Genomic DNA, 12,336 nt, shown 5'->3' with positions numbered 1-12,336 from the left:
TTTTAACACAAATATCCACAGATGTTTGTACAGTGTTATTACAGGAGATTAATTAGGTGATTGTCACATCGGATTTGTTGACTTTTGATTTTGATGTAGTGACAGTTAACCCTCAAGGTGAGGAAGTTGAACGTATTCTCAGTTCAGCTAAATACCGAGTCGAAGAATTAGGAAATGGCGTAAGTTTAGAAATGGTTGCTATTCCTAGCGGTACTTTTTTAATGGGGGCAACTCATACAGAGGAAGGCAGGTTGAAAAATCAAAATCCGCAACATTTAGTAACTATTCAACCTTTTTTATTGGGTAAATATCCGGTTACTCAAGCGCAATGGGAAGCAGTAGCACATCTTCCTAAAGTTAATCAATTTTTACATCCTGACCCATCAATTATTAAAGCATCAAATAAACCTGTGGAACAAATTTCTTGGGATGATGCGATCGAATTTTGTGCTAGATTATCTCAACATACAGGAAAACAATATCGACTTCCCAGCGAAGCAGAATGGGAATATGCTTGTCGCGCCGGAACTACCACACCTTTTCACTTTGGAGAAACTTGCACAACTAAGTTAGCAAATTATTCAGGAATAGACTGGGAATATATGGGAAAAATTTGCAGTCGTGGTGCTTATGGCGCAGGGCCAAAAGGACAAGATAGGAGAGAAACAACACCTGTCGGAAGCTTTCGGGTTGCTAATAGTTTCGGACTCTATGATATGCACGGAAATGTTAGAGAATGGTGTGCCGATTTTTGGCATGAAAATTATCAAGATGCGCCGACAGATGGTACTGCTTGGGTGACAGGTGGAGATAACGAAAAACGGGTTTTGCGTGGTGGTTCTTGGAATACTGGGCCAATCAAATGTCGATCGGCTTTTCGCAGTGTTTTAGAAGCAAATGCTTCACTGTATGATGTTGGTTTTCGGGTTGCTTGTTCTTAGTAGATTGCAAAGTAATGAGGTGGTTTTAGTTACTGTTGCTGCTGGAGGAACTGGACATATTGCGGTGCAATAAGCTATATTTCTCAATGCTTCGCTGGAAGACTTCTGAAGATGTTTCCCACCTTTTGATAGAGTGGAAAGGAATAAACCTTCTTGCTTTTCAATCAGCTTGAGCTAGATTAAGCAGGATGTGTCAGATACAATCAAGCGGAGTTAGATAATTAAAAAAATCCGATCGCCCTCCCACCACCAAAAATCCCCCCTCAATTAATTTTAATGAGAAAAAGTTTTAATTAACAACGAGAATTTTAAAATAAATTAACCATCGCGTAATATTTATTATTACTAAAGCAACAAAATATCATTTAATACCTGTATCATCTAATACCTTTTTTTCCAGAGGATTATAGTTTCATAAGCACCATAGCAATTTGTTAAATTGCCCAAACTCACCCAAATTCATCATTAATAATTATGTCAGAACAAACCCCAGAACAACGCCAAGAAGAGTACTTGAACGTTATCGATCAACTATTAAAATGCCCCAACGGACAAGAACCGGAAGTATTAGATGCACACTTAGACTTAATCGATGAAAACTTCATCAACACAATGGTACAAGTGGCAGCAGGATTTGCACATAATAATAATCACGATGCAGCTAAATTTTTAATTCATGTCGCCCGTGAATTGGCGAAACAATTGGGTTTATATCCCGAACAACCAACTGCTGCTGTTCCTAGTGAAGCATAATTAGAGGAAGCTATGACTGGGGAAGAAGCAGCAGAAATTGCTCTGGAATTTCTCATGACAGATTGGGCAATTCCATCTGAAGATTGGGAGTGGTTTACTGTTTTGAACTCTCGCTATGTGAAAAACAGTTGGTTTGTGGTAGAAATTGGCATTGAGGGATTACCTGATAAATGGGTTCTTCAGGTTTACGAACATGGAGAATGCGACCCAAATTATACTTTTAATTCTCCAATGAAACCCGGCTCGGAAACTACTGAACTTGATGAATTTCCCGAATCAGTAGCAGAGATGATCGCAAAAGAACGCAACGGCGGGATTTTAAGTGTTAACTAAAGTTGCTAGTTAAAAATATTGTCGCTTTGATCCCCCCTAACCCCCCTTAACAAGGGGGGAACCGGATTCAAAGTCCCCTTAACAAGGGGGGAACCGGATTCAAAGTCCCCCTTAACAAGGGGGGAACCGGATTCAAAGTCCCCCTTAGTAAGGGGGATTTAGGGGGATCGGTTGACTAAATCATCGATCGCCAACTTCCCCCAAAAGCTTGCGATGAACATTTTCCAAGTGGTACTTTCTTATAGCTACCTGGAAAAACGAGTTATCCCAACTCAAATTCATCATGAAGCGATCGCTCATCACAATTCCGCTCACATTAATCCTGCTAGAATCAACCATACCCTTGGCTCTAGCCGCACCACCGAGACAACCAGACAAAACCGAAGAATGCGAACTTTTGATAGTTGGAGGGGGACTGGCTGGTTCTGCTGCGGCTTACGAAGCCTTACTCGCCGGAAGAACAGTTTGTCTAACCGAAATTACCGACTGGGTAGGCGGACAAATTTCCTCTCAAGGAACCTCCGCACTCGACGAAAAAGCCACCCAACGAAAACTTTTGTATTATCCTCGCGGTTACTTAGAACTTCGCAAACGAATTGAAGAACATTATGGCAGACTCAACCCCGGAAGATGTTGGGTGAGTGAATCTTGTTTTTACCCTTATGACGGACACAAAATACTGTTTGATATCTTAAAAGATGCTGCCAAAAAAGGCAAAGGTAATCTCAAATGGTTTCCCGCAACAGTAATTAAAGAACTCGATATTAGTTCCGATGGTAAACAAATTCAAAGTGCGATCGCAATTCAACACCAACCCGCCAAAGGTACACCACCATTAAACACTCTCCCACTATCGCGCACAATTGAAGATACTTATCGCTACGAAAACTCCCCCCAATTTGATAAAACCATCATTCGTTTTGTCCCGAAAAAAAATAACAAATCAAATCAAAAACCCCGTCCCGCAGACTGGTATGTAATAGAAGCCACCGAAACCGGAGAATTAATTGGTTTAGCAGACGTTCCTTACCGTTTGGGTATCGATCCTCGTTCCTATTTAGAACCTTCATCCTCCACAGAAAAAGGCGATCGATTTTGCACCCAAGGCTTCACCTACACTTTCGCAATGGAAGCAACCCAACAGCCACAACCGCAAACCATGCCTTCATTTTATCCCCAATATGAGCCTTATTACAGTTACGAATTACCCCGGTTAGCCAGCTTCAACTTAGTTTTCTCCTATCGTCGCATCCACAGCGCCAAACCAAACCAACCATTACCAGGAGACTTCAAACAATACCCCATAAATCCTGGTGATATTTCCATGCAAAACTGGACTTGGGGAAATGATTATCGTCCTGGAACTTCTCAAGATAACCTTATATATACCCGCGAACAATTGCAAGAAAGCGGACAATTAAACCCCGGTGGATGGATGGGAGGACTCCGCACCGAAACCTTACGCAAAGGTGAAGAAAACGCCCTTGGTTTTTATTACTGGTTAGCCGCAGGAACCACAGATTCCCAATTAGGTAATAACGTAAAAACACCTTATCCAAACTTGCGTTTTGTCAATGGTTTAAAATCACCAATGGGAACCGCACATGGTTTATCCAAATATCCATATATGCGCGAAGGAAGACGGATCGTTGGTAGACCAAGTTACGCACAACCAGATGGTTTTACCGTTTGGGAAATTGACATTTCTCGGAACAACTTCCGCCAAGAATATTATAGTCAAAACCTTTCCCCAGAAGAGTATCGCCGTTTATGGGCGACTTTATCGGGGTTAAATGCTGCTTCGGTAATTTCAGGAGAATTATCTCCCGAACAAGTGAAACCAAGATCCCGTGCTAGCATTTTTCCTGATTCTGTAGGAATTGGATTTTATGCGATCGACTTTCACCCCTGCATGGAAAAAAGTCCCCCAGAAACACCAGGAAACAGAGAACGAGAAGGTACCAGAAAAGCACAAGGCGCAACTTTCCCTTTTCAAGTTCCTTTAAGAGCAATGATTCCCCAAAAAATTGACAATATGTTAGTAGCAGGAAAAAGCATTGCTACCAGTCACACAGCAGCAGCAGCTTATCGCGTCCACTCTTTTGAATGGTCAGTAGGTGCAGCAGCAGGAACTACTGCCGACTTCGCTTTAAAAAATAACATTCTTCCCTATCAATTAGTAGATGATTTACCTTCACCAGAACCACAATTAGAAGCATTGCAACGCCGTTTAGAAGAAAACAAAAACCCCGTTGCTTTCCCGAATACCTCAATTTTGAATCAATCTTGGGAAGAGTGGAAGTGACAGAAGAATGGGGAATAGGGATGACAGGCAAGATGCCTGTCCTACGGGACTGGGAGATTTTTTAGTCTCTATCCGTAGGGTGCGTTACGTTATCACTAACGCACCATTTCCCAAGCTCAATTGAGCTCTCCAGAAATTAAAGGTGAATTCCCGGAACCCTTGTAGAGACGTTGTATACAACGTCTCTACTTTTGTGGAGAGAGGTCTAATAGACCTCTCCACAAAAGTAGACAATCTCTATCTTTTATCTGTGTTTATCTGTGTTCATCTGTGGATATCTGTGGTAAAAAATCCTAGATTTGGAACTTTTGCCAGAAGTCTAATCTAAAATTGGAGTGAATAAAAAATTTAGGAGAGACTGATGAAAGCCGTTGAAGTAACAGGAACTTTAGATGAAACAGGTCAATTATTTCTCGATCGCCCTATCGAAAATTTCCCACCCAGTCGCGTGCGAGTTATTGTACTTTTTCCCGATGTTACTGAAGAAGTCGAAACCGATCCAGAGGAGTCTTGAGCAGTTAGGTAATTTTTACTCAACCTCGTCCATTGTCCATTAATATAGATGAATAACTAGTTGTATCAATTTGTTAAGTTAATTCGGGAACTGCACTATGACTAAAACACTTTCAGCAGCAATCTTTGGGATGGCAACCGCGCCGACTCAAGCTCCTGAACGCTCTAGTCAAGTTACCCGCAAGCTTTACCCCAACTACAAAATAATTGTGCTGGACGATGATTTCAACACCTTTCAGCACGTTCATGATTGTTTGGTGAAGTATATTCCTGGGATGACGACTGAGCACGCTTGGGAGCTCACCAATCAGGTACACTATGAAGGTCAAGCTATTGTTTGGGTTGGCCCTCAAGAGCAAGCGGAACTCTACCACCAACAGTTGAGTCGCGCCGGATTAACTATGGCTCCCCTAGAAGCAGCATAAAATTATGAATAATTCCCCTGGCGGTAGGTTAGTTCTCACTCATTCCACGCACATTCCCGGTTTAATTGCCGTTTTGGAACGACTCACTAAATATAATGGTATTCAAACAATTACTCCCGCAGTAATTGGTAGAGCTAAAGGTCATTCCCCACGCTTGCAATTAAAAGTTTCTGTACCAATTCTCGGTGGTTTTAAAATAATAGCCCGCCAGGGTAAAACTTTCCAAGAAGTTTTTATTATTACTAGCTGCCCAAAAGATGAGTTAGAAGCAGCAATTTTTCAAGCTATGAAATGAAAGTAAAAATTGCAGACTATCAATCGATAGTCTGCAATTTTATAATTAACTTAAACCGATATCTTACCTGCGATCGCGCTCCCATCGATCTATAGCACTTTGCAAAAGGTCGGTACGGCAGGAACTTGGGCTGCGTCGCCGTTCGTAATCAATCAATCTTTCTACCTGTTTGCGATCGCCTTGGCTTCTTTGGAGTAATGATTTATAAAGCTGCATTTCTTGACCACTACTCGTATTTTTGGCAAGCTGAATTTTTTTACCAAAACCTGTGTTTGCAGACTTTTGATTTGCATAATTAGCTAATAAAAAAGCTAAGATTAATGCGAATATTAAATAAGGTATTTTATCTGGAAAGTGCGTCACAAAATAAACTGTCAGCAGGAAGATTACTATCCCAGCTATTAACTGATTAAACGAAAGTTTATACATACTAATTGTTGCGATTTAGTTTCAGGGCTGTTATATCTTTGTATTTAATTCTGATAGTAAACTTTAGAATTATGGGTTGTCATCGGTAAGTTCACGCAGTAAATTAGAAAAATAAATGTTGCTAAATAAAATATACTTAAGTATAATAAATAATGGTAAATAAACACCAACTAAGTAATTTTCTCAGAAAAATATCTGGCGGTTTTAACCGCAACTACATAAACAAAGTCCGCCTACGCGGACTTATTAATAATCAGATAATGGACAATAATCAAAAACAAAAAGATAGCAGATTTTTAATTGAAAATCTGCTCCTTTATAATTAAGAATTACTTTGCTACTTGCTGTAAAGAGAAACGGTGTAAAGGGAGAATGATTACACAACAAACTGTCAAAAAGTAAGAGATAGCTGCCGTTATTTGCAAACTCATCAATAAAATATCCCAATTTGGTAATTGCAGCTTTTGAGCAAAATCAGCTACACAATAAACCATCCAGTAGGTGAAGATCATCAAAAATAGCGATCGCTCTGTCTCTTCCCTCTCATTTACCTGAGTTGGTTTGTTACTATTAATCAACCAAAGCCCAGCAATAGAGGCAATAAAAGAAGCTAAAAGTAAATAATCATGCCAGTGCAAATTTTCGATTTGCATATCCCCGCTTATTCCCTAATTTTGAATTGCAAATCAGTCTAAGGGATTAATGTTTGGCGACCAAGCGATAGTTACAAATTGCAATAGCTCTTAACAATTTGTTTCCTTGCAGATGAGATAAAATAGACTTCTGGCAAAAGTCCGAAATCTTGGTTTTTTTAACCACAGATATCCACAGATAAACACAGATGAATACAGAGATTGTCTATTTTTGCCAGAGGTCTAATAGAGATCTCCAGAAATTAAAGTTGCGTTGTCTGAAACTTTTGTAGAGACGTTGCATGCAACGTCTCTACATTCTTTGTTGGAGATGTCTAATGAGCTTTTATTTCTAGATGTCACCCGATAAGCTATTTATGCAACTCTAAGCTAAAAATTTTTGGAAGAAAACCTGTAAGCCAGCAGAGAACCACTTGTAACCACCAAAGCCAAAGCTGATGGAACCAAGGGAACCCAGCCTCCCAACATCAACAAGCTAAGGCATAATCCATACAAAAGGCAAAGAATAAGTGTTAACCCAACACCCAACCACAATACCGACTTATTACACCAAGCTAAAATACCTCCAATCAAAGACCAACACCAAACCCAAAGGAATTCACCACCTTTGGGCCAAACCCATAATAAAGGTCTGCGATCGAGAACCGCACTAATTATTTGACTAACCATCTGTGCTTGCACTACCACCCCCGGCATCGGTTTATGAGGCCATTGACTTGCACTGTAAGGCGTATCCCAATAATCGTGGAAGCTTTCCGCAGTCGTACCGATCAAAACAATCCGATCCTTGACCAAATCAGAAGTTAACTTATTATTTAAAACATCTTTGAGAGTAACTTCTGGAGCAACGAAAGCAGCAGAACGCCAGTTGAGTAAAACTTGATGACCTAAATTATCTATACCGTGATATCCGCCACTATTCGATTCTAAGTTTTTCAATAAAACATTGCCAAATTGCCAGTTTTTTTCGGGAGTTAGTTTAGTTTTAATACCGTAAGAAGCTAAATAACGAGTTGCCAACTGAAAACTAAGAGATTTATCTGTATGGCAAGGAGAAGCGGGAGCCATTGCTAATAAATGACGACGCAAAATTCCATCAGGATCGAGTACAACATCGCTAAAACCTAAGCGTTGTGTCGGAACTTCTGGAGGTGATGCCACGCCAGAATTTTTCTCGTCTTCACTCACTTTGCAAATAGCAATAAACCGATCGCTCTTTTTCATCCAATTAGCTAAATTTGGATAATTTGCTTTCACAGCAGCTTCACGATAGATATCCAAACCAATAACACGCGGTTTGAATTTCTCCAGTTTTGCGATGAGTCGAGCCAAAGAACGATCTGATAGAGATGCTCCCCCTCTTTCTAAAGGAGGTTGCGATCGCACATCAGCTTCGGTCACTGTCACAATTAAAATTCGTGGATCTGGTTTTTCCTGGAGCCGCGATCGCATTAAAATATCAAAAAATTGCAATTCCCAAAATTGTAAAATTCCCTGCGATCGCATTACCATCATTCCCGCACTTACTGCGATCGCCATCGTAAAAATTGCCCCTATAATCTGTCTACTTGGTAAAATATTATGAGAAATCTTTCTCGTTTTCTGAGTTTTTTCCGGCCAAACAAGCGGGGATTCAGCTGGATTTTGACAAATTACTGGCAACCAACTAGCACAGGGATAATCATTCTCTAAACCTTGTAATCTTTCCCCCGCTTCTCGCACCGCTATATAGAAAGATTCCCCATGAGAAAACGCTTCGAGAAAATGTTTTAAAAATTCTTGAGCCACCAAATCTGGTACTGGCTCCCGCATCACAATCATTTGCGGAATGTGCAGAGAACTTAGTTGGCTAGCTAATCCTAAACCTTCGCAGGAGTTAAAAATTGCTAAACGAAGACCTTGTTTAATTGCTGCTTTCAAACTATTTTTTAATTGCGTAATTGTTAAACTATCATTTTGGTTGATATAAAAATTTCCCGTTTCTCCATCAGCCTGTGTCAAACTATGTCCCGCAAAAAAAAGAATATCCCAACCTTTTTTATCCCAAAGCCACCGATCTAACTCCCGACGTTGCGGCTCTACCAAAAAAATTGTTTCTGCTCCCGGTAATTTTTCTAGCATTATCCGGTCTTTTTGTACATCAATTCCTTGACTATTCCCCAAAATCGCTAAAATTCTGATTACTTTGCTAGAAGGCTTTTTTAATGATTGAATTGGTTCATATTCTGGCGCACTTAAACAAGCTACTGCATGAGGGTAATCCTCGAAAAAATTCCATAAATGCCAAGGGAGACGACGAGTGCGATCGTCCTCTGTTTGCAGGATAACTTTAATTTCGTCTGTAGTTGCTAATTTAGTACGTAATTTTTGGTCTATATTACGAAATGAGTCAGATTTCAGCCAGGAATTAATAGTATTTTGTAGATCGTTACATAAATTATCAAACTCCACAATGGAAACATTAGTTATATCTTCTTCTTCTATTTCAATTTCTTCATCGCTCTCATTTTTCCGCCAAAATATGCTACAATAAAGAGATTCATAAATTAACTTATAAAGCAACTGCCAACGTCTATAAAGTGCGATTAATTCTGGTGCTGCGGGTAAACTCCCCGTTAATTGAAGTGGTACGGAATTTTCATCTTCAGACAACTGAACTGTAACTGAAGGAAAACCTCTGTTTAAGTCTCCTTTCCCCAAATTCAATCCGACTAATTTACCCATAATTGTCAGCCCGGAGAAGTTCCAAAAAAAACAAAATCTTCTTTTATGCTGACATCACCTAACGCCACTTGGATAGAGAAACTTTTTCCGTAGGGAGACTTAAATCTTTTTAACTGAATATAGTTATCATGACTCCTTGACTGGACTTCTTGCAGCATTACTCCTAGTTCAGATAGCAGACTCAATTTGATATTAGGTGGTAGGTAAATTTCTCCACTCCCCGGATACAATTGTACTCGGATAGCAACTTTTTCATCTACTTCCTGGGTCATACCAACTAACAGTATTAACGCAGCACCTTTTAGTTCCATTCCCAAGTCAATCAGTTTAGCACCCTTCACAGGAACTTGACTCAATACAGAATCATTTCTAAACTGAAAGGCTAGAGTTCTTTGCTCTGTATTTAATAGTCTATCAATAGATTGCCAACCCCCCTCAAAGATATTTTGCAGCCATAAACTTAAGTTATATACTTTTGGCTGGTTGACTTCACCCACAGAAACTAAGTTTCTCGCATTATTGTATTGATTTTCCTGGTGTAAAAGTCTTTTTTGATATAATTGTTGGCGCGTTTCACCATTAGCAACGATCGCCGCCCATTGTTCAAATGTTACATTAAGTCGAGGCGAATAATTAGTTGGCTGACTCAATTGTTCCAGTAATGTTTCTGTTTGCGATACAGATAGAGTTGGTAATGTTTTAACTTCTAATTTTTCAGCAAAAAAGAGTTCTTGTGCTACCCACATTAAGTTGAGGTCTTCAATTAAATCTTCTTTATCTAAAGAGTAAGTTCGATCGATCCGATCGTACATTCCTTGTCTTTTAATTTGTTCGTGGGTAGCATATCCCCACACCTGCATGGACTGTTCATCCAAGTTTAACTGCACAGCTAGATAATAGTTAGCTGCCCAATTAGGAATATCCACCCATTCTTGAGGAATCCTAAATTCATAAAAGTAGCTTTTATCGGTTGGTATTAGTACCAATTGAGTGTTACCAAAACTTAACTTTATGCCGTTTACTACTTCCCAAAAGCTTGGTAAACTAGCCTCATCCGACCAAAGTTTCAGATTTTCTTGTAGATCGGGATCTTCTGCAACCCAATTCAAAAAACTGTTAAGGCATAAACAATTTAAATAAGCATTCCAACGAGTCGCCGCATTAGAATATTCCTGCTTCTGGATTTGTTGCCACGCTTTTTTCTGTTCTTTAGCTGTCAGCTCTATCCATATTTGTTGGGGATAAATTACCATTAATTCATCTAACTTCAGCACCATTTATCTTGTTTCCTCTGCTTAACTTTACTCGATCGGCTCCAATCATTATTGGTACAATGTTAACTAATTAACTTATTAATATGAAAGAGTGAACTTTTGCAAATTGTATTCCTTTAAATTGGTTTCCCTACCCGATCGCCAATTGACCATTTCCCAACAGTCTGTAATGTAATATTTCAGACTGGAGGATGGGATATCATCTCCGGCTAATCAGGCATAGTATCGTGAATGAAAAACCTTGTAGAGACGTTATATATAACGTCTCTACAAATTACGGGTAATCAAGCGGACATGATATGAGTTGACATTCACGATCCTATTTATTTATGGGTTGGGTAAGAAAGCAATTATGCAGTTTTCTTGAATTGTTATTAGTTTAGTGCAAAAAGGCAGTTGGCGCAGCCTGCCAAAGGCGTATGAATCCTTGTAGAAACGTTGTATACAACGTTTCTACATTCTTTGAAAGGAGAGGTTTATTTCTCGGAAAAGTTGGGTGAGAATTAGACAGAATTACAAAGAGTGCATAAACCGATCGCACTTGCACCCACTAAAAGATATAGATACATTTTAGCTTTAGCCCTTTCTTGCTTCTTTTAAACAATGAACAAAAAACAATCCCGCTTAATCAAACTTAGTTTTACCGCTACTTTAGCAGTCCTTGGCTCGATCGGCTTTTCCATAATCGGACTAGCGCAGCCTATTTCATCTAGCGATCGCAATTCTGATAAAATACAGATTCGCTTTCCACAACAGAGCTCAGACGGATCGAGCCGAGGAAGACCAGGACGCAGAGGAGGAACAGGAAGTCGAGGCGACTGTCCTCCTGTAGATATGCAACTAACAGCTTTAATCCCAAACAGTAACTTAGGTTCTTCTGTAGAAGCTCATCCAACATTATGGTTTTACATTCCCTATAAGTCCAGTGAGGTAGCTACCGCAGAATTTTCCTTGCAAGATGAACAAAATAACGACCTTTACCGGACTAAATTCACCTTACCTGAAACACCAGGTATCGTCAGCTTAAATCTGGCACCAGCACCATCATTAGAAATTAACAAAAATTACCAGTGGTACGTCAAAGTTTATTGCAGTCAGCAGAAATCATCCGCCCCTAATTTTATTCGAGGATGGGTAGAACGGGTAGCCTTAAAACCCGAACTAGAAAAACAATTACAGACAGCCACCACACCGCGAGAACGGATTGCGTTTTATGCCCAAAATGGAATTTGGTATTCCGCTTTAACGGAGTTAGCAAAACTCCACGTTGCCCAACCGCAAAATACTACTATTAATAACGATTGGGCTAATTTATTACGAGATGTAGGTTTAGAAAATTTAGCCCAAAAGCCTATTGCGGGAGAAGTCAATGCCCAAAGGTTTTAGGGACTGGGGACTGGGTAAGTTTTGAGTTTTGAGTTTTGAGTTAGGAAAGGCAGAAGGCAAAAGTTAAAAATTCCCCTTGTCCCCCCATCTCCCCATCTCCCGACTCGAAAATTTTCTTATTAACGCAAGTTGCTAGTTATTAATTCTTTCGGAGTTCCCCCCTTATTAAGGGGGGCGGAGGGCAGGGCTAATTCATGGTCATCAAATAAAATTAACCGGATGGGGGGACAAGGGGACAAGGAGACAAGGGGACAAGGGGAAAGATGATTTTTCCGTTGTTTGCATTATCTCTCCTTCACAAATCA

General features: G+C 39.9%; 13 protein-coding genes. 8 read left to right on the top strand and 5 right to left on the bottom strand.

The window, feature by feature from the left end; genetic code table 11:
- Positions 1-56 precede the first annotated feature (56 nt).
- From IQ264_RS16500 to IQ264_RS16490, 3 genes are all read left to right on the top strand, one after another.
- Positions 57-941: a formylglycine-generating enzyme family protein gene (locus tag IQ264_RS16500; RefSeq protein ID WP_322744712.1), complete on the top strand. Its 885-nt coding sequence runs from the start codon at positions 57-59 to the stop codon at positions 939-941.
- Positions 942-1,415: 474 nt separating this feature from the next.
- Entirely contained in the window at positions 1,416-1,694 is a 279-nt protein-coding gene (locus IQ264_RS16495; RefSeq protein WP_193981887.1) for a hypothetical protein, read from the top strand.
- Between the two features lie 12 nt (positions 1,695-1,706).
- Complete coding sequence (locus IQ264_RS16490; protein WP_193981886.1) at positions 1,707-2,027, top strand: hypothetical protein; 321 nt, start codon at positions 1,707-1,709, stop codon at positions 2,025-2,027.
- 180 nt (positions 2,028-2,207) lie between these two features.
- Here the strand turns inward: IQ264_RS16490 and IQ264_RS16485 are convergent, their stop codons facing one another.
- Complete coding sequence (locus tag IQ264_RS16485) at positions 2,208-2,366, bottom strand: hypothetical protein (RefSeq protein ID WP_193981912.1); 159 nt, start codon at positions 2,364-2,366, stop codon at positions 2,208-2,210.
- Between IQ264_RS16485 and IQ264_RS16480 the strand changes: the two genes are divergently transcribed.
- The 4 genes from IQ264_RS16480 (at position 2,311) to IQ264_RS16465 (ending at position 5,565) form a co-directional block, all read left to right on the top strand.
- The gene (locus IQ264_RS16480) at positions 2,311-4,332 is read left to right on the top strand and encodes an FAD-dependent oxidoreductase (RefSeq protein WP_193981885.1); all 2,022 of its coding nucleotides are present in this window, start codon (positions 2,311-2,313) and stop codon (positions 4,330-4,332) included. The two genes, IQ264_RS16485 and IQ264_RS16480, sit on opposite strands and share 56 nt — an antisense overlap.
- A 361-nt stretch (positions 4,333-4,693) precedes the next feature.
- Complete coding sequence (locus IQ264_RS16475) at positions 4,694-4,846, top strand: hypothetical protein (RefSeq protein ID WP_193981884.1); 153 nt, start codon at positions 4,694-4,696, stop codon at positions 4,844-4,846.
- A gap of 130 nt (positions 4,847-4,976) precedes the next feature.
- A complete protein-coding gene (gene clpS, locus IQ264_RS16470) occupies positions 4,977-5,270 on the top strand; it encodes an ATP-dependent Clp protease adapter ClpS (RefSeq protein ID WP_322744715.1) in 294 nt (97 codons plus the stop codon).
- Positions 5,271-5,274: 4 nt separating this feature from the next.
- Positions 5,275-5,565: a DUF2103 domain-containing protein gene (locus IQ264_RS16465; protein WP_193981882.1), complete on the top strand. Its 291-nt coding sequence runs from the start codon at positions 5,275-5,277 to the stop codon at positions 5,563-5,565.
- A 63-nt stretch (positions 5,566-5,628) separates the two neighbouring features.
- Here the strand turns inward: IQ264_RS16465 and IQ264_RS16460 are convergent, their stop codons facing one another.
- The 4 genes from IQ264_RS16460 to IQ264_RS16445 all read right to left on the bottom strand — a co-directional run bounded on the left by IQ264_RS16460 (position 5,629) and on the right by IQ264_RS16445 (position 10,648).
- Positions 5,629-5,994 carry a hypothetical protein gene (locus tag IQ264_RS16460; protein WP_193981881.1) on the bottom strand — a complete coding sequence of 122 codons (366 nt, stop codon included), beginning with the start codon at positions 5,992-5,994 and terminating at the stop codon, positions 5,629-5,631.
- A gap of 329 nt (positions 5,995-6,323) precedes the next feature.
- A complete protein-coding gene (locus tag IQ264_RS16455; protein WP_193981880.1) occupies positions 6,324-6,647 on the bottom strand; it encodes a hypothetical protein in 324 nt (107 codons plus the stop codon).
- Positions 6,648-7,016: 369 nt separating this feature from the next.
- Complete coding sequence (locus tag IQ264_RS16450) at positions 7,017-9,371, bottom strand: CHASE2 domain-containing protein (RefSeq protein WP_193981879.1); 2,355 nt, start codon at positions 9,369-9,371, stop codon at positions 7,017-7,019.
- A 5-nt stretch (positions 9,372-9,376) separates the two neighbouring features.
- A complete protein-coding gene (locus IQ264_RS16445; RefSeq protein ID WP_193981878.1) occupies positions 9,377-10,648 on the bottom strand; it encodes a DUF1822 family protein in 1,272 nt (423 codons plus the stop codon).
- Between the two features lie 600 nt (positions 10,649-11,248).
- Between IQ264_RS16445 and IQ264_RS16440 the strand changes: the two genes are divergently transcribed.
- A complete protein-coding gene (locus IQ264_RS16440) occupies positions 11,249-12,031 on the top strand; it encodes a DUF928 domain-containing protein (RefSeq protein ID WP_193981877.1) in 783 nt (260 codons plus the stop codon).
- Positions 12,032-12,336: the final 305 nt, after the last annotated feature.

Origin of the sequence: [Phormidium] sp. LEGE 05292 (assembly GCF_015207735.1) — a bacterium.
Taxonomy (GTDB): domain Bacteria; phylum Cyanobacteriota; class Cyanobacteriia; order Cyanobacteriales; family Aerosakkonemataceae; genus Floridanema.
The sequence above is the reverse complement of the archived record's forward strand: the minus strand, read 5'-3'. Positions and strand labels throughout refer to the sequence as shown.

Excerpts from the sequence above, each read along its gene's own strand:
- IQ264_RS16460 (WP_193981881.1), bottom strand. The coding sequence starts at position 5,994 with ATGTATAAACTTTCGTTTAATCAGTTAATAGCTGGGATAGTAATCTTC.
- IQ264_RS16480 (WP_193981885.1), top strand. The coding sequence starts at position 2,311 with ATGAAGCGATCGCTCATCACAATTCCGCTCACATTAATCCTGCTAGAA.
- IQ264_RS16465 (WP_193981882.1), top strand. The coding sequence starts at position 5,275 with ATGAATAATTCCCCTGGCGGTAGGTTAGTTCTCACTCATTCCACGCAC.
- IQ264_RS16455 (WP_193981880.1), bottom strand. The coding sequence starts at position 6,647 with ATGCAAATCGAAAATTTGCACTGGCATGATTATTTACTTTTAGCTTCT.
- IQ264_RS16495 (WP_193981887.1), top strand. The coding sequence starts at position 1,416 with ATGTCAGAACAAACCCCAGAACAACGCCAAGAAGAGTACTTGAACGTT.
- IQ264_RS16450 (WP_193981879.1), bottom strand. The coding sequence starts at position 9,371 with ATGGGTAAATTAGTCGGATTGAATTTGGGGAAAGGAGACTTAAACAGA.
- IQ264_RS16440 (WP_193981877.1), top strand. The coding sequence starts at position 11,249 with ATGAACAAAAAACAATCCCGCTTAATCAAACTTAGTTTTACCGCTACT.
- IQ264_RS16485 (WP_193981912.1), bottom strand. The coding sequence starts at position 2,366 with ATGGTTGATTCTAGCAGGATTAATGTGAGCGGAATTGTGATGAGCGAT.
- clpS (WP_322744715.1), top strand. The coding sequence starts at position 4,977 with ATGGCAACCGCGCCGACTCAAGCTCCTGAACGCTCTAGTCAAGTTACC.
- IQ264_RS16445 (WP_193981878.1), bottom strand. The coding sequence starts at position 10,648 with ATGGTGCTGAAGTTAGATGAATTAATGGTAATTTATCCCCAACAAATA.
- IQ264_RS16475 (WP_193981884.1), top strand. The coding sequence starts at position 4,694 with ATGAAAGCCGTTGAAGTAACAGGAACTTTAGATGAAACAGGTCAATTA.
- IQ264_RS16490 (WP_193981886.1), top strand. The coding sequence starts at position 1,707 with ATGACTGGGGAAGAAGCAGCAGAAATTGCTCTGGAATTTCTCATGACA.